The organism is Pseudomonas sp. MCal1, assembly GCF_026341415.1.
Taxonomy (GTDB): domain Bacteria; phylum Pseudomonadota; class Gammaproteobacteria; order Pseudomonadales; family Pseudomonadaceae; genus Aquipseudomonas.
Genome location: NZ_JAKUMP010000019.1, coordinates 48,913 through 69,291, shown reverse-complemented (window position 1 = coordinate 69,291; position 20,379 = coordinate 48,913). Strand labels below are relative to the sequence as shown.

Here is a 20,379-nt window from a genome sequence, read left to right as displayed (position 1 = left end):
CTTGTCGTTGAGAGTTGGTGGAGCCGGGGGGATTTGAACCCCCGTCCGCCAGTACTCCGCTGTCGGTACTACATGCGTAGCCGTGTCTATTAAGTTAACCCTCAGCGACCCGACGGGCAGGGTGCTTTGGGCGAGTTGTGTAAGTTTTAGCCGCTTCGTCCACAACGTACTGCACGGCGATTCTGTTCTATATGACAATCATTTTGGGTTTACAGACATCCCCTGATGATTGCTGGACCCGAAGGTACCAGGAGTGCATGTCAGCTGCAATTAAGCAGCGAGAGCAGCACCGTATTGGTCGTCATTGGCAACTATAAGTAGTTGCAACAGTGGATTTACGACTTCTGTTACCAAGTCGGCATGCACCTAGAGTTTCGCAACCGGCGTCGAATCCTGAACGGCCCCGAACTCATTGCCCGGTATATCTGTTCGAGCAACAAGCACGCGCAGTGTACGCCAAACGGCCCGCAAGGCCAACCCGAAGGTTGGCCTCAGCTTCGATCAGTTGTTGGTTCCGCTGGTTTTGCGGATTTCCAGAATGGTTTGCTGGGTTTCAGCCACACATTCGTCGATCTTGCCCTGGGCTTTGAGTGCCTGGGCCTTCTGCACACTGGCCTCTACCCTTTGACTCAGGTCAGGCGACGACATGGCTTGGGCCTTGGCGTTGTTGATGGTTTGCAGATTGGCATCGCACAAGTCAGCAGGCTTGTCAGCAGCAAAGGACGTGGAAGCCATCATCGAGGCAGTAACGAACAGACCTAACAGTACAGAACGTTTCATGTGTATCTCCTTGAACTGAGGGATCCAGACTTCGCTGGCCGTCAGGACGGGCGACCGAATGGAGGAAAAGCCCCGATTGTTCGGGGCCTGTTCTGTGGACTGCGCTCACTCGCAAGGGTTCTATTTTTCTTCACATGGCGGTTGCGGGGGCTTTGGCCCGGGTCACCCGATCCACCAGATACACCAGGCCGTGGTAGTCGATTCCGCCGTGTTGCGTCAGGCCGATCTCACAGGTGCGGCTGGTGGAAATCCCCTCGCTGCACTGTTGCACCGCATCCTTGAGCGTTCGCAGGGAATGGCTGTTGAGTTCCGGCGTGGTGAAACCCTTGTCGCCGGCGAAACCACAGCAGTGAATGCCTTCCGGGATCACCACGTTCTTACTGCATTTGCGCGCCAGTTCGATCAGCGCCTGGCTTTCCCCAAGGTGCTGAGTGCTGCAGGTCACGTGAACGGCAATCGGTGCTTCCTGCGGCGTGAAGTCGAGCCGGTCCATCAGATGCGTACGGATGAATCGCACGGGGTCGTACAGATCCAGGCGAACATTTCCCACATCCTGCGCCAGCCGCAACGTGCAGGGGCTGGTGTCGCAGTAGATCGGATCAAGCCCGCCGCGACTGGCCTGAAGCAATGCACCGATCAGTTCCTGACGCTTGTGTTCGGCCTGCTCGGCATAGCCCTTGGACGCGAAAGGCTGACCGCAGCAGAGGTTGTCCAGATTGTCCGGGAACACCACCTGATAACCGGCCTTCTCCAGCAGACCACGGGTTTTGTCGTACAGCGACATCTGCTCTTTGTCGCCCGCCGCCGGCCCCATTACCCGCGAGACGCAGGCTGCCAGATACACGACGCGCGGACGCTCGTCCGACACGGCAGGGCTGAAGCGGATGGCTTTTTCCGGCTGTGGCATCGCGTTGGTCCACAGCGGCACCTGACCTTTGGACAGCCGCGTCAGGGTCGCTGAAAGCTTCGCCAGGCGTGGTGCACCCAACAACATTCGCGCACCGTTGGCCACATGCAGGGTGAAGCGCGCACCTTGCAGGGTGGTGGCGAAATTTCCTTCGATCAGGTTGGCGGTTTTCGTATGGGTTGCGTGATGGCCGCGAAGCTTTTTCACCAGCTCACCGGTATTGATGCCTACAGGACAGCGTTGCGCACACAAACCGGTCGCGGCGCAGGTATCGATGCCTTGGTACTCGTAGGCTTTTTCCAGTTCGGTGGTGTCGATCCCGGCGCGCTTTCGCGCTTGAATATCGCGCCAGATCACGATGCGCTGGCGCGGGCTCAGGGTCAGGCCTTTCGAGGGGCAGACCGGCTCGCAGAAACCGCACTCGATGCATTTATCCACAATCTCGTCGGCCGCCGGCAGCGGTTTCAGGTGCTTGAGGTGGATCTGCGGGTCTTCGCTGAGCACCACGTCCGGATTGAGAATGCCGTTGGGGTCGAGCAGGCGTTTGAGCTGCCACATCAACTGATAGGCGTCGCTGCCCCATTCCAGTTCAACGAAGGGCGCCATGTTGCGTCCGGTGCCGTGTTCCGCTTTCAGCGAGCCGCCGAACTCCACGGCCACCAATTGCGCCACGTCGTCCATGAACGCCTGATAGCGTGCGACTTCTTCCGCGCTGTTGAAGCCTTGGGTGAAGACGAAGTGCAGATTGCCTTCCAGCGCGTGTCCGAAAAGGATCGCTTCGTCGTAGTGATGTTTGTCGAACAGCTCGATCAGACGGTTCACGCCGATCGCCAGTTGTTCCACCGGAAAGGTCACGTCTTCGATGATCACCGTAGTGCCGGTCTTGCGCACGGCGCCGACGGCGGGGAAGGTGTCCTTGCGGATCGCCCAGAGGCGGGCGTTTTCGACCGGGTCTTCGGTGAAGTCGACCTGTTTTTCCACCGGGAAATCGCCGAGCGACGCCATGATCTGCGCCAGTTGTTCCTGCAGCAACGTGGAAGAAGCGGCGCGGGATTCGATCAGCAGCGCGCAGGCATTGTTCGACAGGTGCTGTACGAAATCCGGCATCCCGGGTTTGTCCTGCACCGAGCGCAGGCTGCGGCGATCAAGCAGTTCCACGGCGGACACCGGTTGGCTTTTCAGCACGGTGACCGCGTTGCAGCAGGTTTCCACGTCCGGGAAAACGATCAGTGCCGAGGCCTTGTTCGGGTGGTCGATCACGGTGTCGTAAGTCACCGCGCTGATGAAACCGAGGGTGCCTTCGGAGCCGACCAGCAAGTGGCTCAAGATATCCACAGGCTCATCGAAATCCACCAGGGCGTTGAGCGACAGGCCGGTGGTATTTTTCAGACGGTATTTGTGGCGGATTCGCGCGGCCAGTTCGGCATTGGCGCGGGTCTCGCGGCCCAAAGTCGCCAGACGTTCCAGCAATTCACTGTGGCTGACTCGAAACGCCTCGACGCTGGCGGCATCTTCGGTGTCGAGTCGGGTGCCGTCGGCCAGCACCAGACGAATCCCGGCCAGCGTGTGATAGGTATTTTGCGCAGTGCCGCAGCACATGCCGCTGGCGTTGTTGGCGACGATGCCGCCGATCTTGCAGGCGTTGATCGACGCTGGGTCCGGACCGATCTTGCGCCCGAATGGCGCGAGCCATGCGTTGGCCTGGGCGCCGATCACACCCGGTTGCAAGCGGATTTGCGCACCTTGCCCTCGGATCTCGCGCGCGTTCCAGTTATCCCCGAGCACGATCAACACCGAATCGCTGATCGCCTGGCCGGACAGGCTGGTGCCGGCGGCGCGGAAGGTCACCGGAACCTGATCGCGCTGGGCCAGTTTCAGTAGCGCCACCACTTCATCTTCGGACTCGACGCGGATCACCAGTTGCGGAATCAACCGGTAGAAGCTGGCATCGGTGCCGAAGGCCAGGGTCGACAGCGGATCGTCGAAGCGCCGTTCGGCCGGAATCAGTTGCTGCGCATCGCGCAGGAAAGTCGCCGGTAAGGTCATTGGTCCTCCAGGATCAACAACACCAGGTCTTTCGGGCCGTGGGCGCCGTAAGCCAGGACTTGTTCGATGTCGGCGGTTTTTGACGGGCCGGACACCAGCAGCGCATTGGTCGGCATGCCTTGCGCCCACTCGAATTCCTGCTGCACCTGATAGAAGTTGTCGCGGATCTGGCTGGCCTTGAGCAGGGCGAAATGCACCGGCGGCACCAGGCTCATCAGCCTTGGTTCTTCGCGGGTTGGCCAGAGAATCAGGCTGCCGGTGGCGGCGATGGCGCCGAGGGTGCCGGTCAGGCTGGCCGGCGTGTCGTTGAACAGCTCGGCTTTCCACTCTTCCATTGGCCGGTCGTAGGACTTCAGCGTCGGCAGATCAGGATTGTTCGCCCAGTGCTGTGAGATGCGCTGCCCGTGAGGCGTAGTCGGTGCGATCAGCAGACTCGGCAACTGGCGGTCGCGCAGTAATTGCGCCAGCAGCGCCGGCCACGCTTCAGCAGACGTCAGGTGGATTTCGGTGTGCACCGCTTCCATCAGTTTGCGCAGTTGCGGGATCCGTTGTTCGGCGCTGTAGGTGTAAGGCCGGGTTACCAGATCGACATCGAAGTTGTCGGCAATCGGTGTGGTGCCGGTCAGACTGTTCCTTAACTTGCCGAGGATGTTTTGCTTGGCGCTCATCAACGGTCTCCTTGTTTGGCCAGGTGTTCGCGAGCCATGTCATGCAGTGAGCGGGGGGCAGGTTTCGGAGCGCTGTGATTCTGCGTCCACGGCCCGACGTTGTTCGGCGCCAGTGCGCGCAGGCGCGTGGCGAAAAACGCAAACAGTCGATACAAAGTCGGCGAGCTATTGAGCTTCGCCCAGGCGTTCCAGATGAAGCGTTCCTTGCGCGAATACTTGCTGCCCTGGCCGCGCATCACTTGATGAGGACTGTCGGGGGCTTTGACGTTCTCTTCGCGCAGGCGGCGCAGCAGTGCGGGGATAGGAATTTTTACCGGACATACTTCACCGCAGGCGCCGCACAGCGAAGACGCGCTTGGGTGATCCGGGACTTTCGCCAGACCGACCATGTGCGGGGTGATGATTTTGCCGATCGGGCCGGGGTAGACCTCGCCGTAGGTGTGGCCGCCAACGCGGGTGTAGACCGGGCAATGATTCATGCAGGCGCCGCAGCGGATGCAGTTCAACGTCTGGCGCAGTTCGCTGTCGGCGAAGGCCTGGCTACGACCGTTGTCGAGCAGTACCAGATGCACTTCCTGCGGGCCGTCGAGTTCATGTTCCTTGCGCGGGCCGGAGATCATGTTGACGTAGGTGGTGATCGGAATGCCGAGCGCCGAGCGGGTCAGCAATGACAGCAGCGGCACCACGTCGCGCAGGTTTTCCACGACTTTTTCGATGCCGGTGACGGCGATGTGCACCGGCGGCACGGTGGTGGTCATGCGGCCGTTGCCTTCGTTTTCCACCAGCAGCAGAGTGCCGGTTTCGGCCACGGCGAAGTTGACGCCGGAGACGCCGATGTCCGCTTCGAAGAATTTCTGCCGCAGAACCCTGCGACCGATCTGTATGAGTTGGTCAACGTCCTTGGTGTATTCCACGCCAAGTTTGTCGTGGAACAAGGACGCGACCTGACCGGCATTCTTGTGGATTGCCGGCATGATTATGTGTGAAGGCTTCTCGTGGTCGAGCTGGACGATGTACTCCCCCATGTCGGACTCCAGACATTCAATGTCCCGAGCCTCGAGGAAATGGTTCATCTCCATCTCTTCGCTGACCATCGATTTGCCCTTGATCACTTGCCGCGCCTCGTGAGCGCGGATGATCGAAAGGACGATGCCATTGGCCTCGTCCACCGTTTCCGCCCAGTGCACTGTCACACCGTTGCGGGTCAGGTTCTGTTCCAGTTGCTCGAGCAGGTCGGGCAACTTGGAGAGCGCGCGGGCACGGATCGCATTGCCCAGTTCACGCAGGTGTTCTCTTTCGTGGGCATCGCTGAAAGCCGCTGCCCGCTTGGTCATCAGTGAATCCATCGCGGTGCGGAAGTTGTTCCGTAACTGCGAATCGCCCAGGGCGTTGTGTGCCCGGGTGCGGAAATCTTCTTCTACGGCAACAGTAGGAATAATCGTGGAAGTGCTCATCGCGCACCTCCGGTTCGTTGCCAGAGGAAGCTCGCCAGGTGTTGCCCGCGCAGCGCTTCCTTCTGTTTTTCCAGCGAGCCGTTGATGTTCATCAGACAGCCGCAGTCGGCACTGAGTACCTGATGTGCGCCGGATTCCTTCAACGCCCGGGTCTTGTCAGCCACCATCGCGCCGGAAATATCTGGCATACGGACGCTGAATGTCCCACCGAAGCCACAGCATTCGCTTTCATGGTCGTGGTTGACCCGTTCCACGTTGCTCAACTGCGCCAACAACTCGCGGCCGTGCAGGTGGGTGTTCATTTCCCGCCGCGCCGAACACGAGGTGTGCAGCGCCACTTTGACCGGCTCGCCGCTGTCCTTGAGCTGCACCTTGCAGACGAACAGCAGGAACTCGGCCAATTCATAGGTGCGGGCCGCGAGGGCCTGAACCTGTTTCAGCGTTTGCGGCTCGTCCTTGAACAAGTCGGCGTAATGCTCGCGGATCATCCCGGCGCACGAACCCGATGGCACCACCACCGGAAAATCCCCGGCAAACAGCGCCAGTTGCGAGCGCGCCACCGTGCGTGCCTGCTCGGTGTAACCCGAGGTGTAGGCCGGTTGTCCGCAGCAGCTCTGCCCTTGCGGGTAGTCGACCCGGATGCCTTCGCGTTCCAGCAAGTGGATCGCGTCCATCCCGGCTTCCGGGTAGAACAGGTCGACCACGCAGGTGCCGAACAGGTAGACCCGCGACGGTTTCTCGCTGGGGTATTGCCGGGGTTCGGGCAGTGGCGGTGCGACGCGAGTGGCGTTGGGCACAGCGTTGTAAAAAAGCTCGCTCATCAGGCGTGTCTCCGGGTGGGCCCGGTTATCCGTCTGTTGAGGCTGCCGAATATAGAGCGCGTTGCTTTCAGCAGCCTTACAGACCGGGTTGTGAATTGCTGACGCCGGAATCACGAACCGGCGTCGGTTATTTCCATGCTTCTTGTAGGTTTCTTGCAGTTATCAGTGCACCAGCATGCCGGTGAACCAGTAGGCCTGGGCCAGGGTGATCAGGCCGACGATCGTGGCAAAGAATAGGCTGTGCTTGAGGGTGAAGCGGAACAGATCGGATTCCTTGCCCACCAGACCGGTCGCTGCGCAAGCCACGGCGATCGATTGTGGCGAAATCATCTTGCCGGTCACGCCGCCGCTGGTATTGGCCGCTACCAGCAAGGTGTCGTTGACGCCGATCTGGTGTGCGGTGGTCGCTTGCAGCGAACTGAACAGGGCGTTGGACGAGGTATCGGAACCGGTCAGGAACACTCCCAGCCAGCCGAGGAACGGCGAGAAGAACGGGAATGCCGCGCCGGTTGCCGCCAGCACCAGAGCCATGGTCGAAGACATGCCGGAATAGTTGGTGACGAAGGCAAACGCCAGCACCATGCCGATGGACAGGATTGGCCAGCGCAGTTCGTAGAAGGTCTCTTTCAAAGTGGTCAGACCAGTTTTGATATTGATCTTCAGCACCAGCATCGAGATCAGTGCGGAGAAGAAAATCGCTGTACCGGTCGCGGAAATCGGGTCGAGTTTGAACACGGCCGGAATCGCCGTCGGGGCGGCAACGATCGGTGCGGTTTTGATCACCAGTTGATCAAGGTGCGGGATCGCGAAGTTGAACACCCAGGCGTACATCGAACCGCCGGCGGCGAACATGGCCTTGAAAGGCTTGAGGGTCCAGATGGTCACCAGCACGGTGAGGATCAGGAACGGCGACCACGCCTTGAAAATTTCCCCGAGGCTGTAAGGCGAAGCGACGGTGGTGCGCTTCTGGCCGAAACCGCCGGCGCTGGCGATTACCACCGAAGCGGAAACGGCACCGGCAATGTGCTGGCCGGCGGCACGTTTTGGCTGCCAGACCTTGAGGAACAGGGTCAGCGAAATCAGGCTGGCCAGGGCTGACGTGATGTCCGGCAGTTCCGGGCCGATGAAGTTCGAAGTGAAGTACTGGGTGACGGCAAAGCTCAAGCCTGCAACCAGCGCCGCCGGCCAGGTTTCACGCACACCGCGCAGGCCATCCATCATGAACACCAGCCAGAACGGCACGAACAACGACAGCAGTGGCAACTGGCGGCCGGTCATTGCGCCGATCTTGAACGCGTCGATACCGGTGACTTGCCCGGCCACGATGATCGGAATCCCCAATGCGCCGAACGCCACCGGTGCGGTGTTGGCAATCAGGCACAGGCCGGCGGCGTACAGCGGATTGAAGCCGAGTCCCACCAGCAGCGCAGCGGTAATCGCCACTGGCGCACCGAAACCGGCGGCACCTTCCAGGAATGCTCCGAAGCAGAAACCGATCAGCAGCACCTGCAGACGCTGGTCGTCAGTGATCGACAGTACCGAGCTGCGGATGACCTCGAACTGACCGCTCTTGACCGTGAGTTTGTACAGAAACACCGCCGCCACAATGATCCAGGCAATCGGCCACAGACCATAAGCGAAGCCGTAACCGGCGGCGGCGAACGCCATGTCGACCGGCATCTGGAACGCGAAGATCGCCACGGCGATGGCCAGGGCGAGCGTGATGCTGCCGGCCACATGACCTTTGAGGCGGAACACCGCCAGGGCGAGGAAGAAGAAAACGATGGGGATGACGGCCGCGAGTGCGGACACGCCGAGACTGCCGAGCGGGCTGTAGAGCTGTTGCCAGGTTTGCATATGGGGTGGCCCCTAATTGTTGTTGGTCAGGCACTGTCAGCGTACTTGGGTAATTGGTAAGACCAATTTACAAGTGCTGTCGGCTAGGGTAAAAGCCTTGATATCGGTGTGTCAATTTGCCGCCCTAAAACTTTTGTCGAACAACCGGACGGCAAGTCGGAGTGCACCGGTTGAATTGGCGTCATCTGGCAGGTGTCGGCGCAGCGTCGATAGGCCAGAATAGAGAGCCCGGCGAGCGGTCGGGATGGTGGAGAGTTGAGTGATGGGGTTTGATCAGATACGTCAGCGCCGTTTGTCTGACGACATTGTCGAGCGACTGGAAGGGATGATTCTCGAGGGCACGCTGAAGTCCGGCGAACGTCTGCCGGCCGAGCGGACTTTGGCGGAACAGTTCGGCGTTTCCCGGCCCTCGTTGCGCGAGGCGATTCAGAAACTGGCGGCCAAGGGTTTGCTGGTGAGCAAGCAGGGCGGCGGCAACTATGTCGTGGAAAGTCTCGGTTCAACCTTCAGCGATCCGCTGCTGCAATTGCTGGAAAGCAATCCCGAGGCGCAGCGCGATCTGCTGGAATTTCGCCACACGCTGGAGGCATCGTGCGCCTATTACGCGGCATTGCGCGCCACGGATGTGGATCGTGAGCGGTTGACGACTGCGTTCGAAGAATTACAGGACTGCTATTCGCGGCATGACGAAGTGAGCCGGGCGGAAGAGGGCGCGGCGGATGCGAAATTCCATCTTGCGATTGCCGAGGCCAGTCACAACGCGGTGTTGCTGCACACCATTCGCGGGCTGTTCGACCTGCTCAAGCGCAACGTGGTGACCAACATCGGTGGCATGTACAAACAGCGTGCGGAAACCCGCGACATGCTGATCACACAGCATCGGGAATTGTATCTGGCGATTATCGAGGGGCGCGCGGAACAGGCGCGTGAGGTATCCAGCCGACACATTCTTTATGTACAGGAAGTGCTGGAAGAGGTGCGACAGGAAGTACAGCGCATGGCTCGCGCCGAACGACGCAAGGGAATGTAGGCATGACCGTTCTCGCGGCGGGCGCGGGAACGGTCATTCAGGCAGAGGAATCAGTCTTCCTTGCCCTTGTTGCGCACCGCACGCTGCAACTCGCGACCAGCATCGCGTTCGCGTTCGGTATCACGCTTGTCGTATTCCTTCTTGCCCTTGCCCAGTGCGATCTCGCACTTGACCATGTGCTTGCTCCAGTACCAGGACAGGCACACGCAGGCGTAACCCTTTTGCTGCACGGCGGCGGCGAGCTTGTCCAGCTCGCGACGGTTGAGCAGCAACTTGCGGGTACGCACCGGGTCGGCAATGACGTGGGTGCTGGCGGTCATCAGAGGCGTGATGTGGCTGCCGAGCAACCAGGCTTCGCCATCCTTGAGCAACACGTAACTGTCGACCAGTTGCAGTTTGCTTGCCCGCAGACTTTTTACTTCCCAGCCGGCCAGGACCAGACCAGCCTCGAACTTGTGCTCGATGAAGTAATCGTGTCGCGCCTTTTTGTTTTGCGCGATGGTCCCTGTTGGGTGTTTCTTCTGTTTAGCCATAGGGGCGGCATTATATGGAGATAAACGGCTGTCGGCTACGGTGATGCTGCGTGCTTGAGCAGGTTGTGTGAATCCCGGACAATGCGGCCTCTTTTTCTAACGCTTGGGCGTGATAAACGATGTCGACAGACAAGGTTTCTGTCCACGGCAGTTGGGCTAGCCGCTGGGTTTTCATTTTCGCCGCGACCGGCTCGGCCGTGGGACTGGGCAGCATCTGGAAATTCCCCTACATGGTCGGGGTCTACGGTGGCGGCGCCTTCGTGCTGATGTTTCTGGCGTGTATCGCGCTGATCGGCATCCCGGTCATGCTCGCCGAGACCCTGATCGGCCGACGTGCGCGCCAGAGTCCGGCGAATGCCCTGAAGGCGCTGGCGCTGGAAGCCGGTCACTCGGGCAAATGGTCGTGGGGCGCATTCGCCGGGATGATCACGGCGTTGCTGATCCTGTCTTTCTACAGTGTGGTCGGCGGCTGGTCGCTGGATTACATCATTGATATGGGACGCGGCGACTTCCAGGGCGCGACGGCCGATCAAGTCGGGGCGTACTTCGGTAATGTCATCGCCGATCCGTGGCGCCTGACTCTCTGGCACACGGCCTTCATGCTGCTTTCGGCCGTGGTCATCGCCAAGGGCGTGGTCGCAGGGCTTGAGCGCAGCCTGCGGATCATGATGCCGCTGCTGTTCGTGATGGTGCTGGTGCTGCTGGGTTACAGCATGACCACCGGGCATTTCATGGAGGGCGTGCATTTCATGTTCGACTTCCATCCGGAGAAAGTCCTCGACGGCTTGCTGCCGGCCATGGGGCACGCGTTTTTCTCGCTGAGCGTGGGCGTGGGCTCGATCATGATCTACGGCGCCTACATGACCAAGGAAGCCTCGCTGTCCGGCACGGTCGTGGGTGTGGCGCTGCTCGATACTTTTGTTTCGCTGGTGGCCGGCCTGGCCTTGTTTCCGATTGTGTTCGCCGGTGGTTTGAACCCGAGCGAAGGCCCGGGGCTGATGTTCGTCAGCCTGCCATTTGCTTTCGGTAACGTGCTTTTCGGCCAGTTGATGGGCGTGGTGTTCTTCGTTCTGGTGGCCATTGCGGCCTGGAGCTCGGCGATTTCCCTGCTGGAGCCAATGGTCGCCTATCTGGTCGAGCGGACTAAAATCAGTCGTGCCTGGGTGACGTTCTGGTTGGCATTCATTTGCTGGTTCGTCGGCCTGGGTACGGTGTTTTCCTTCAATATCTGGAAGGAAGCCAAATTTTTCGTGAACGATGGCGGGGTGTTCCATCTCTACCAATGGGGTGCGGCCGGTGGTCTGGACTTCTTTGGGGTGATCGACTTCTTCACCTCGCGGATCATGTTGCCGCTCGGCGGGCTGTGCTTCGTGCTGTTTGCCGGTTGGGTGATGGGGCGTGAAGCGGTGCGTGACGAGTTGTCGATTCGCAGCCCGGTGCTGTTCGCCCTGTCTCTGTTCTTGATGCGCTATGTGGCGCCCATCGGCATTCTTGTAGTGTTTGCCACCCAGCTCTGGAAGTGACGCTTACATGACGACACATATTCAACGATCGGCACTGCTGCCTTACCCGGCGCAATTTCTCTACGACCTGGTCAATGACGTGGCGCGTTACCCCGAGTTTTTACCGTGGTGCTCGTCTGCTGAGGTTCTGGAAAGCTCGCCTGAGCATATGCGCGCCAGTGTCGGCGTGGCCAAGGGTGGTCTCAGTCAGCATTTCGTGACGCGCAATACGCTGGTGCCGGGGCAGTCGATTGAGATGAACCTGGAGGAGGGGCCGTTCAATCAGCTGCATGGCGTCTGGGTGTTCAAGGCGCTGAACGAGAAGGCCTGCAAGATCAGTCTGGATCTGTCCTTCGACTATGCCGGCCCGTTGGTCCGGGCGACGCTCGGTCCGTTGTTCAATCAGGCGGCCAATACATTGGTGGATGCGTTTTGCCAGCGCGCCAAGCAGATGCATGGTTGAGCCGGTGATCGAAATCGAAGTGGTGTATGCCGCCGTTGATCGTCAGGTTTTGCGGGTGGTCAGCGTCGTCGAAGGTGCGACGGTGCGGGCGGCCCTGATGGCTTCCGGGATTGATGCTGAATTTCCGGAGCTGGATCTGCAGAGCTGCCCCTTGGGGATCTTCGGCAAAGTGATCGCTGATCCGGATACTCGACAGGTTCAGGAGGGCGATCGCATCGAGATCTATCGACCGCTGTTGGCTGATCCGAAAGAAGTGCGCCGTCTGCGTGCCGCGAAAGCCGCCGAGGCCAAGGCGCGAAATCAGTAGGCTGGCCAAACGGCAGGCAATAAAAAAACCCGGAATTTCCGGGTTTTTTTATTGCGTCGCAAATTATTGCGGCGAGGTATCCAGCGGTTCTGGCGTTGGAACCGGAACGGTTTCCACACCATCGACGTCCTTCTGGATCTGATCCAGCAGGGAGCCTGGCTTGGCTGGTTTTTCCGGTTTTGGCTGCTCGACGTTCTCGGCAGGAGCGGTCACGCTGGTTCCACTGTCCTTGCCGAGAATGGCTTCGTCACGGCTGACGCCTGGCATGAAGTCACCGGACAGGGCGGCAAGGCGGTCATTCGAGTCGAAAATGACACTCACGCGTTCCTGCTGGCGTTCACCGCCACCCGGTTGCAGGCTGTACAGATAATCCCAGCGGTTGGCATGGAACGTGTCGGCAAGCAGAGGGTTGCCCATGATAAACCGTACTTGCGGCCGGGTCATTCCCGGGCGTAACTGGTCTATCATGTCCTGCGTGACGACATTGCCCTGCTGGATGTCGATTTTGTAAACCCCGGGGAATGAACAACCGGCGAGTGCGAGCAGTCCCACAAAGGTGAAACTGGTTAGCAAGAGCTTGGTGTTTTGCATCGGTGGGCGACTTCCACTATCTTGGCTGGGACAACGTAAACGCCGATCATACCCGCATTAAGAGAAGCTGCGAAGCAGCATCGCGAGAAAGCTGACCATGGTTGAAAATAGCGAACTACGCAAAGCCGGCCTCAAAGTGACCCTGCCACGGGTCAAGATCCTGCAAATGCTCGACTCTACCGAGCAGCGTCACATGAGTGCCGAGGACGTCTACAAGGCGTTGATGGAAGCTGGCGAGGACGTCGGTCTGGCCACGGTTTACCGTGTACTGACCCAGTTCGAAGCGGCTGGCCTCGTGGTCCGTCACAACTTCGACGGCGGTCACGCGGTATTCGAATTGGCCGACAGTGGCCACCACGACCATATGGTCAACGTGGACTCCGGCGAGGTTGTCGAATTCGTCAGCCCGGAAATCGAGAAGCTTCAGAAGGCAATCGCCGAGGAGCATGGTTTTGATCTGGTGGATCACAACCTGGTGCTGTACGTACGCAAGAAAAAGTAAGCATGTCGCGCGAATTTCAGGTTCGCGAAACGAACGAAGGCGACCCGAGGGTCGCCTTCGTGCTTTCTGCGGTGCTTAAACCTTTGCGGTAACGACCATCTTTTTCGCGTGCGCCAAGGACTCTTTGGTTAGATCGATGCCGCCAAGCATTCGCGCGACTTCTTCTATACGGTCATTCTTGCTCAGCTTCGAAACGGCCGTGTGAGTGGCCTGTTCACCACGCACCTTGTGGACGAACAAATGCTGATGCCCCTGAGCCGCGACCTGCGGCAAGTGCGTGACCGTCAATACCTGCCCGCGATCCCCGAGGCGGCGCAACAACTGGCCGACGATTTCGGCCGTCGGACCGCCAATGCCCACGTCCACTTCGTCGAACACCAGCGTCGGTACGCGAGAGGTCTGGGCGGTAATCACCTGGATGGCCAGGCTGATCCGTGACAGCTCACCGCCGGACGCCACTTTGGCCAGGGCCTTCAAAGGCTGGCCCGGGTTGGCGCTGACCAGCAGCTCGACTTGCTCCAGGCCATTGGGTTGCAGTTCGCTGCTGTTGTTGGCGCGCAACTCTATAGTGAAGCGACCTCCGGGCATGCCCAAGCGCTGAATCTCCTGCTCCACAGCGCTGGCCAGGCTGCCGGCCGCCTGATGGCGCAGCTCGCTCAGTTCCCGAGCCTTTTCCTGATAGTGGCGGGCATAGGATGCGAGTTCTTCGGAGAGACGCTCGATGGATTCATCGTTGGCGTCCAGGGCTTCAATTTCATCGAGCAGCTTCTGCTGCATCTCCGCTACTTCCGTCGGCTGTATGCGGTGTTTGCGTGCCAGCGTGTAGATGGAATCCAGACGTTCTTCCAGATATTGCAGGCGCGCCGGATCGGCATCGAAATTGTCGAGAAAGCGATTGAGTTCGCCGACGGCTTCTTCGACCTGGATCTGTGCACTGGTCAGCAGGCTGCTCGCCTCACCCAGTGCGCCGACCGAGTTGTTCACGCTCGACAGGCGATTGAGACTGGCCGTCAGGGCATTCAGCACATTGCCAGAATCGCTTTCGCTGCATTGTTCGACCACTTGTCGGCAGATGCCAAGCAGGGTTTCGGCGTTGGTCAGGTTCTTGTGTTCCTGCTCCAGTTCTTCCAGCTCATTTTCACCGAGGCCGAGGTTTTCCAGTTCTTCGAGCTGGTAGCTGAGCAACTGATGGCGTGCACGCTGTTCGTCGCCGGAGTTGGAAAGGCGTTCCAGCTCCTGGCGAGTCTGACGCCAGCGCTGGGCGGCCAGATGCACCTGGCGCGCCAGATCGGTGGCCCCGGCGTACTCGTCGAGCAGACGTCGGTGGGTGTCGGTCTTGAGCAGGGATTGGTGTTCGTGCTGGCTGTGGATATCGATCAGCAACTCGCCGAGCGCCTTGAGATCGCCGAGCGGGCAGGGCGTGCCATTTATATAGCCGCGTGAGCGACCTTCGCAGGTGATGACCCGGCGCAGGATGCACGGGCCGTCGATTTCCAGGTCGCGCTCCGCCAGCCAGGCGCTGGCCTCGGGGATGTCGGCCAGATCGAAGGTCGCCAGAATATCGGCCTTGTCGGCGCCCGGTCGAACCACGCCGCTGTCGGCGCGATCGCCGAGCGTCAGGCCCAGGGCATCGAGCATGATCGACTTGCCGGCGCCGGTTTCCCCGGTAATCACGCTCATGCCGCGATCGAGTTCGAGATCGAGATGTTCAACGATGGCGTAGTTGTGTACGGACAGGTGCACCAGCATAAAGGCCGCTCCCAGGCTTCAGGTCTGGTTATTTATACAGTGTTTTGTTTCGGGCTGACAATGCCCTCACTCGGTTCGATGGGAATGATCCGATCAAATGCCTACAGCGCCCGGGAATGACAATGCAGCACTTTTTTGTAGGGTTAATCGTTGTCAGCCCTTGAAGCCTGATTTTGCGGCCCCATATACCGAGGCAGAAGCGCGAATCGAACTCGCGGACGATATTGAAAGGAGAATTCTATGGCTGACGAACAGACAGTAGATACGCAAAATCCAGAAGCCAATCAGGCGCCCGAGGCTTCGGGTGATGACCTGGCGACCCGTGTACAAGTGCTCGAAGAGCAATTGGCCGCCGCGCAGGATCAATCGCTGCGCGTAGCTGCCGATCTGCAGAACGTCCGCCGCCGTGCCGAGCAGGATGTAGAAAAGGCGCACAAGTTTGCGCTGGAAAAATTCGCCGGCGACCTGCTGCCGATCGTCGACAGCCTGGAGCGCGGCCTCGAGCTGTCGAGCCCGGACGACGAAAGCATCCGTCCGATGCGCGAAGGCATCGAGCTGACCCTGAAAATGTTCCAGGACACCCTCAAGCGCTATCAGCTTGTAGCCGTCAGCCCGCAGGAAGGCGAGCCGTTCAACGCCGTGGAACATCAGGCAATGGCCATGCAGGAAAGTGCTGACCTGGAACCGAACAGCGTTCTGAAAGTGTTCCAGAAGGGCTACCAGCTCAATGGCCGCCTGCTGCGTCCGGCGATGGTTGTGGTCAGCAAGGCGCCGGCACCAGTTTCGCCTTCGATTGACGAGAAGGCTTGAAATTAGCCGCAAGGCCCCCATTTAGAAGTCAAGCGTTTAAGTATTACCGCAGTTAGCCACCACTGCTGCGGCAACCAAATCCAAAGTTTCGGGAGAGTGAACATGGGCAAAATTATCGGTATCGACCTGGGGACTACCAACTCCTGCGTCTCCGTGCTGGAAAACGGCGTAGCCAAAGTTATTGAAAACGCCGAAGGCGCGCGTACCACGCCGTCGATCATCGCTTACGCCAACGACGGTGAAATCCTGGTGGGTCAGTCCGCCAAGCGTCAGGCTGTGACCAACCCGCACAACACACTGTTCGCGGTGAAGCGCCTGATCGGCCGCCGCTTCGACGAAGAAGTCGTGCAGAAAGACATCAAGCTGGTGCCTTACAAGATCGTCAAGGCCAACAATGGTGACGCTTGGGTTGAGGCCTCTGGCAAGCAGATGGCTCCGCCGCAAATCAGCGCCGAAGTCCTGAAGAAGATGAAGAAGACCGCCGAAGACTACCTCGGCGAAGCTGTGACCGAGGCGGTGATTACCGTTCCGGCCTACTTCAACGACAGCCAGCGTCAGGCGACCAAAGATGCTGGTCGCATCGCCGGTCTGGACGTAAAACGTATCATCAACGAACCAACCGCAGCTGCTCTGGCTTACGGCATGGACAAGGCCAAGGGCGATCACACCGTGATCGTTTATGACCTGGGTGGTGGTACCTTCGACGTTTCCGTGATCGAAATCGCTGAAGTTGACGGCGAGCACCAGTTCGAAGTACTGGCCACCAACGGTGATACCTTCCTGGGTGGTGAAGACTTCGACATGCGTCTGATCGACTACCTCGTCGACGAGTTCAAGAAAGAGTCCGGCATGGATCTGAAGAACGATCCTCTGGCGCTGCAGCGTCTGAAAGAAGCCGCTGAGAAAGCCAAGATCGAGCTGTCTTCTTCTCAGTCGACCGACGTCAACCTGCCGTACATCACAGCAGATGCGACTGGTCCTAAGCACCTGAACGTGAAGATCTCTCGTGCCAAGCTCGAGTCGCTGGTCGAAGATCTGGTGAACCGTACCATCGAGCCATGCCGCATCGCTCTGAAGGATGCCGGTATCGACGCCAGCAAAATTGACGACGTGATTCTGGTCGGTGGTCAGACTCGTATGCCACTGGTGCAGAAGGCAGTTACCGATTTCTTCGGTAAGGAAGCACGTAAAGACGTGAACCCGGACGAAGCCGTTGCCATGGGTGCAGCCATCCAGGGCGCCGTTCTGGCCGGTGACGTGAAAGACGTTCTGCTGCTCGACGTCAGCCCGCTGACCCTGGGTATCGAAACCATGGGTGGCGTGATGACCGCGCTGATCGAGAAAAACACCACGATTCCTACCAAGAAATCGCAAGTGTTCTCGACTGCCGACGACAACCAGGGCGCTGTGACCATTCACGTCCTGCAGGGCGAGCGCAAGCAAGCCGCACAGAACAAGTCTCTGGGCAAGTTCGACCTGGCCGACATTCCACCAGCTCCACGTGGCGTGCCGCAGATCGAAGTGACCTTCGACATTGACGCCAACGGCATCCTGCACGTAGGTGCGAAGGACAAGGCTACCGGCAAGACCCAGTCGATCGTGATCAAGGCCAACTCCGGTCTGTCCGACGAAGAAATCGAGCGCATGGTGCGTGATGCCGAGGCCAACGCCGAGGAAGACCGCAAGTTCGAAGAGCTGGCCGCTGCCCGTAACCAGGGTGATGCACTGGTTCACTCGACTCGCAAGATGATCGCTGATGCTGGCGACAAAGTGACTGCAGAAGAGAAGACTGCAATCGAAGCAGCCGTGGTTGCCCTGGAAGCTGCCGTAAAAGGCGACGACAAGGCTGCCATCGACGCCAAGGTTGAAGAGCTGTCGAAAGTCTCCGCGCCGGTTGCCCAGAAGATGTACGCCGAACAGGCTCAGCCTGCCGAAGGCGCGGCGCAGCACGACGAGAAAGCTGAAAAGGCTGACGATGTCGTCGATGCCGAGTTCGAAGAAGTAAAAGACCACAAGTAAGTTGTTGGTCGCCCGGTTGACTGCCTTGCGGCGGTGACTGGTAGGATGTCGCCGCGCGGGAGCTTGCTCCCGCGTTGGCGTATCTGGAATACGCGAATTTTTACAGCATGCGACAAGCTTCGTGTGTTGGCGGTATGGCCGGGAATGCTCCTGCTTTTCGCGCTGCAAATACCGCATGAACCAAAGACCAGGATCGTTGAATTGACGTGAGTTGGGTCCGGGCCTGTATTGGGGCTCAACGAGTTTGGCGAAGCTCAGGAGGGGTTTGCCGAACGTCCTCAAGAGTATGAAGAACTTATGGCAAAGCGTGACTATTACGAAGTGTTGGGTGTTGAGCGCAGCTCAAGCGAAGCAGACCTGAAAAAGGCCTATCGCCGTTTGGCAATGAAGCACCACCCGGACCGTAATCCCGGTGACAAAGCGTCGGAAGATCTGTTCAAAGAGGCCAACGAAGCCTACGAAGTGCTCTCCGATTCAAGCAAGCGTGCAGCGTACGACCAGTACGGTCATGCCGGCGTCGACTCAAGCATGGGCGGCGGTGGTGCAGGCTTCGGCGGTCAGAACTTCTCCGACATCTTCGGTGATGTCTTCAGTGATTTCTTCGGTGGCGGTCGCGGCGGTTCCCGCGGTGGCGCACAGCGTGGCAGCGATTTGCGCTACACCCTGGAGCTGAACCTGGAAGAAGCGGTGCGCGGCACGACCGTGAATATCCGCGTTCCGACATTGGTCAACTGCAAGCCATGCGATGGTTCGGGCGCCAAGAAAGGCTCGTCGCCGTCGACTTGTCCGACTTGCGGCGGCATCGGCCAGGTGCGCATGCAGCAAGGCTTCTTCTCGGTGCAGCAGACCTGCCCGCGCTGCCATGGCCAGGGCAAGATCATTTCCGACCCGTGCGATTCCTGCCACGGCGACGGTCGCGTCGAAGAATACAAAACCCTCTCCGTCAAAGTGCCGGCCGGTGTCGACACGGGTGACCGCATCCGTCTGTCCGGCGAAGGCGAGGCAGGTACTCAGGGTGGTCCGACCGGCGACCTGTACGTCGTGATCAACGTCCGCGAACACGACATCTTCCAGCGTGACGGCAAGCACCTGTTCTGCGAAGTGCCGATCAGCTTCGTCGATGCAGCCCTGGGTGGCGAGCTGGAAATTCCGACCCTCGACGGTCGCGTCAAACTGAAGATTCCGGAAGGGACTCAGACCGGCAAGCAGTTCCGTGTACGCGGCAAGGGTGTTGCGCCGGTACGTGGCGGTGGTGCGGGCGATCTGATGTGCCGTGTGGCAGTCGAAACGCCGGTCAATCTGAATCGTCGTCAGCGTGAACTGCTGGAAGAGTTCCGCAGTTCCCTGGCGGACGACAACAGTCACTCCCCGAAAACCACCGGTTGGTTCGACGGTGTGAAACGCTTCTTCGGCGATCTGTAAGGAGTCGGCATGCGACGTATAGCTGTGATGGGCGCTGCCGGGCGGATGGGCAAGATTCTGGTCGAGGCGGTGCAGCAGCGCGCGCCGCTGACCGGTCTGACGGCTGCGATTGTCCGCCCTGGCAGTACGCTGATCGGTGTGGATGCCGGTGAGCTGGCTTCGCTCGGTCGAATCGGCGTGCCGCTCTCCGGGAATCTGGAGTCGGTGGCGGAAGAGTTCGATGTGTTGATCGACTTCACCCTGCCGGAAGTCATGCTGAAAAACCTGGCCTTCTGCCGCAAGGCCGGCAAGGCGATGGTGATCGGCACGACCGGGCTGGATGCTGCGCAGAAGCAGTTGCTGGCCGAGGCGGGCAAGGATATTCCGATTGTCTTCGCTGCCAATTTCAGTGTTGGCGTCAACCTGTCGTTGAAGCTGCTCGACATGGCAGCGCGGGTATTGGCGGAAGATGCGGACATCGAAATCATCGAAGCCCATCACCGCCACAAGATCGATGCGCCGTCGGGTACGGCCTTGCGCATGGGTGAGGTGATTGCCAGTGCGCTGGACCGTGATCTGCAGAAGGTCGCGGTCTATGGTCGTGAAGGTCACACCGGTGCCCGTGCGCGTGAAACCATCGGTTTCGCCACTGTTCGAGGTGGTGATGTGGTGGGTGATCACACGGTGCTGTTTGCCTGTGAGGGCGAGCGCCTGGAAATCACGCACAAGGCTTCGAGTCGCATGACCTTCGCCAAAGGCGCGGTGCGTGCAGCGTTGTGGCTGGATGCTCGCGAGCCTGGTTTGTACGACATGCAGGACGTGCTTGACCTGCATTGAGATGTTCTGAAGCCGGCGCAAACGCCCTGTTTGTGCCGGTTTTGCTCCGCCCGGCGACGCCCTGTCGCATTCTCCGGCCTTTCGGGCTCATTGGCGGTAGAC

The 20,379-nt window shown here is 59.5% G+C and carries 18 protein-coding genes and 1 other RNA gene; 9 read left to right on the top strand and 10 right to left on the bottom strand.

The features are described 5' to 3' along the window. Positions 1-15: 15 nt before the first annotated feature. The 7 genes from ssrA to MKZ87_RS26480 all read right to left on the bottom strand — a co-directional run bounded on the left by ssrA (position 16) and on the right by MKZ87_RS26480 (position 8,533). Positions 16-405, bottom strand: a transfer-messenger RNA (tmRNA) gene (gene ssrA, locus MKZ87_RS26510). A 96-nt stretch (positions 406-501) separates the two neighbouring features. Then, positions 502-780: a hypothetical protein gene (locus MKZ87_RS26505; RefSeq protein ID WP_085698372.1), complete on the bottom strand. Its 279-nt coding sequence runs from the start codon at positions 778-780 to the stop codon at positions 502-504. A gap of 130 nt (positions 781-910) precedes the next feature. Continuing rightward, positions 911-3,733 (bottom strand): FAD-binding and (Fe-S)-binding domain-containing protein, encoded by a 2,823-nt coding sequence (locus MKZ87_RS26500; protein ID WP_085702431.1) that lies wholly within the window; start codon positions 3,731-3,733, stop codon positions 911-913. Further along, positions 3,730-4,401 carry a LutC/YkgG family protein gene (locus MKZ87_RS26495; protein WP_085702432.1) on the bottom strand — a complete coding sequence of 224 codons (672 nt, stop codon included), beginning with the start codon at positions 4,399-4,401 and terminating at the stop codon, positions 3,730-3,732. The genes MKZ87_RS26500 and MKZ87_RS26495 overlap by 4 nt, the downstream gene beginning before the upstream one ends. Beyond that, positions 4,401-5,855 (bottom strand): LutB/LldF family L-lactate oxidation iron-sulfur protein, encoded by a 1,455-nt coding sequence (locus MKZ87_RS26490; RefSeq protein WP_085698375.1) that lies wholly within the window; start codon positions 5,853-5,855, stop codon positions 4,401-4,403. The genes MKZ87_RS26495 and MKZ87_RS26490 overlap by 1 nt, the downstream gene beginning before the upstream one ends. Further along, positions 5,852-6,676, bottom strand: a complete 825-nt coding sequence (locus tag MKZ87_RS26485; RefSeq protein ID WP_085702433.1) for a (Fe-S)-binding protein — start codon at positions 6,674-6,676, stop codon at positions 5,852-5,854. The genes MKZ87_RS26490 and MKZ87_RS26485 overlap by 4 nt, the downstream gene beginning before the upstream one ends. Positions 6,677-6,838: 162 nt before the next feature. Then, on the bottom strand, positions 6,839-8,533 hold the full coding sequence (locus tag MKZ87_RS26480) for a lactate permease LctP family transporter (RefSeq protein ID WP_085702434.1): 1,695 nt from the start codon (positions 8,531-8,533) through the stop codon (positions 6,839-6,841). A gap of 262 nt (positions 8,534-8,795) precedes the next feature. Here MKZ87_RS26480 and MKZ87_RS26475 point away from each other — a divergent pair, with 262 nt between their 5' ends. Continuing rightward, on the top strand, positions 8,796-9,563 hold the full coding sequence (locus tag MKZ87_RS26475; RefSeq protein ID WP_085698378.1) for an FCD domain-containing protein: 768 nt from the start codon (positions 8,796-8,798) through the stop codon (positions 9,561-9,563). Positions 9,564-9,613: 50 nt separating this feature from the next. On the opposite strand, the gene smpB is transcribed toward MKZ87_RS26475, so the two are convergent. Continuing rightward, a complete protein-coding gene (gene smpB, locus MKZ87_RS26470) occupies positions 9,614-10,096 on the bottom strand; it encodes an SsrA-binding protein SmpB (RefSeq protein ID WP_007953781.1) in 483 nt (160 codons plus the stop codon). A 119-nt stretch (positions 10,097-10,215) separates the two neighbouring features. On the opposite strand from smpB, the gene MKZ87_RS26465 reads away from it, so the two are divergent. From MKZ87_RS26465 to MKZ87_RS26455, 3 genes are read left to right on the top strand one after another with little or no spacing between them, the layout of a single operon-like run. Next, positions 10,216-11,619, top strand: a complete 1,404-nt coding sequence (locus tag MKZ87_RS26465; RefSeq protein ID WP_266202154.1) for a sodium-dependent transporter — start codon at positions 10,216-10,218, stop codon at positions 11,617-11,619. Positions 11,620-11,626: 7 nt separating this feature from the next. Further along, positions 11,627-12,061 carry a type II toxin-antitoxin system RatA family toxin gene (locus MKZ87_RS26460; RefSeq protein ID WP_003221509.1) on the top strand — a complete coding sequence of 145 codons (435 nt, stop codon included), beginning with the start codon at positions 11,627-11,629 and terminating at the stop codon, positions 12,059-12,061. After that, positions 12,054-12,368, top strand: coding sequence for an RnfH family protein (locus tag MKZ87_RS26455; protein ID WP_085698381.1), 315 nt, complete (start codon positions 12,054-12,056; stop codon positions 12,366-12,368). The genes MKZ87_RS26460 and MKZ87_RS26455 overlap by 8 nt, the downstream gene beginning before the upstream one ends. Before the next feature lie 63 nt (positions 12,369-12,431). Here the strand turns inward: MKZ87_RS26455 and MKZ87_RS26450 are convergent, their stop codons facing one another. Next, positions 12,432-12,959, bottom strand: coding sequence for an outer membrane protein assembly factor BamE (locus MKZ87_RS26450; protein WP_085685591.1), 528 nt, complete (start codon positions 12,957-12,959; stop codon positions 12,432-12,434). A gap of 97 nt (positions 12,960-13,056) precedes the next feature. On the opposite strand from MKZ87_RS26450, the gene fur reads away from it, so the two are divergent. Next, on the top strand, positions 13,057-13,461 hold the full coding sequence (fur, locus tag MKZ87_RS26445; protein WP_085685593.1) for a ferric iron uptake transcriptional regulator: 405 nt from the start codon (positions 13,057-13,059) through the stop codon (positions 13,459-13,461). A gap of 75 nt (positions 13,462-13,536) precedes the next feature. Here fur and recN read toward each other — a convergent pair whose 3' ends face one another. Next, entirely contained in the window at positions 13,537-15,210 is a 1,674-nt protein-coding gene (recN, locus tag MKZ87_RS26440) for a DNA repair protein RecN (protein WP_085702435.1), read from the bottom strand. 240 nt (positions 15,211-15,450) lie between these two features. Between recN and grpE the strand changes: the two genes are divergently transcribed. The 4 genes from grpE to dapB all read left to right on the top strand — a co-directional run bounded on the left by grpE (position 15,451) and on the right by dapB (position 20,277). Next, positions 15,451-16,020, top strand: coding sequence for a nucleotide exchange factor GrpE (gene grpE / locus MKZ87_RS26435; protein WP_085685597.1), 570 nt, complete (start codon positions 15,451-15,453; stop codon positions 16,018-16,020). Positions 16,021-16,122: 102 nt separating this feature from the next. Continuing rightward, entirely contained in the window at positions 16,123-18,039 is a 1,917-nt protein-coding gene (gene dnaK, locus MKZ87_RS26430; protein ID WP_085698383.1) for a molecular chaperone DnaK, read from the top strand. Between the two features lie 297 nt (positions 18,040-18,336). Further along, complete coding sequence (dnaJ, locus tag MKZ87_RS26425) at positions 18,337-19,461, top strand: molecular chaperone DnaJ (protein WP_085698384.1); 1,125 nt, start codon at positions 18,337-18,339, stop codon at positions 19,459-19,461. Positions 19,462-19,470: 9 nt separating this feature from the next. Further along, positions 19,471-20,277: a 4-hydroxy-tetrahydrodipicolinate reductase gene (gene dapB, locus MKZ87_RS26420; RefSeq protein WP_266202153.1), complete on the top strand. Its 807-nt coding sequence runs from the start codon at positions 19,471-19,473 to the stop codon at positions 20,275-20,277. Positions 20,278-20,379: the final 102 nt, after the last annotated feature.

What these genes read in the sequence shown, in the direction of transcription:
- MKZ87_RS26505 (WP_085698372.1), bottom strand. Translation starts at nt 780, where the DNA reads ATGAAACGTTCTGTACTGTTAGGTCTGTTCGTTACTGCCTCGATGATG.
- MKZ87_RS26500 (WP_085702431.1), bottom strand. Translation starts at nt 3,733, where the DNA reads ATGACCTTACCGGCGACTTTCCTGCGCGATGCGCAGCAACTGATTCCG.
- MKZ87_RS26495 (WP_085702432.1), bottom strand. Translation starts at nt 4,401, where the DNA reads ATGAGCGCCAAGCAAAACATCCTCGGCAAGTTAAGGAACAGTCTGACC.
- MKZ87_RS26490 (WP_085698375.1), bottom strand. Translation starts at nt 5,855, where the DNA reads ATGAGCACTTCCACGATTATTCCTACTGTTGCCGTAGAAGAAGATTTC.
- MKZ87_RS26485 (WP_085702433.1), bottom strand. Translation starts at nt 6,676, where the DNA reads ATGAGCGAGCTTTTTTACAACGCTGTGCCCAACGCCACTCGCGTCGCA.
- MKZ87_RS26480 (WP_085702434.1), bottom strand. Translation starts at nt 8,533, where the DNA reads ATGCAAACCTGGCAACAGCTCTACAGCCCGCTCGGCAGTCTCGGCGTG.
- MKZ87_RS26475 (WP_085698378.1), top strand. Translation starts at nt 8,796, where the DNA reads ATGGGGTTTGATCAGATACGTCAGCGCCGTTTGTCTGACGACATTGTC.
- smpB (WP_007953781.1), bottom strand. Translation starts at nt 10,096, where the DNA reads ATGGCTAAACAGAAGAAACACCCAACAGGGACCATCGCGCAAAACAAA.
- MKZ87_RS26465 (WP_266202154.1), top strand. Translation starts at nt 10,216, where the DNA reads ATGTCGACAGACAAGGTTTCTGTCCACGGCAGTTGGGCTAGCCGCTGG.
- MKZ87_RS26460 (WP_003221509.1), top strand. Translation starts at nt 11,627, where the DNA reads ATGACGACACATATTCAACGATCGGCACTGCTGCCTTACCCGGCGCAA.
- MKZ87_RS26455 (WP_085698381.1), top strand. Translation starts at nt 12,054, where the DNA reads ATGGTTGAGCCGGTGATCGAAATCGAAGTGGTGTATGCCGCCGTTGAT.
- MKZ87_RS26450 (WP_085685591.1), bottom strand. Translation starts at nt 12,959, where the DNA reads ATGCAAAACACCAAGCTCTTGCTAACCAGTTTCACCTTTGTGGGACTG.
- fur (WP_085685593.1), top strand. Translation starts at nt 13,057, where the DNA reads ATGGTTGAAAATAGCGAACTACGCAAAGCCGGCCTCAAAGTGACCCTG.
- recN (WP_085702435.1), bottom strand. Translation starts at nt 15,210, where the DNA reads ATGCTGGTGCACCTGTCCGTACACAACTACGCCATCGTTGAACATCTC.
- grpE (WP_085685597.1), top strand. Translation starts at nt 15,451, where the DNA reads ATGGCTGACGAACAGACAGTAGATACGCAAAATCCAGAAGCCAATCAG.
- dnaK (WP_085698383.1), top strand. Translation starts at nt 16,123, where the DNA reads ATGGGCAAAATTATCGGTATCGACCTGGGGACTACCAACTCCTGCGTC.
- dnaJ (WP_085698384.1), top strand. Translation starts at nt 18,337, where the DNA reads ATGGCAAAGCGTGACTATTACGAAGTGTTGGGTGTTGAGCGCAGCTCA.
- dapB (WP_266202153.1), top strand. Translation starts at nt 19,471, where the DNA reads ATGCGACGTATAGCTGTGATGGGCGCTGCCGGGCGGATGGGCAAGATT.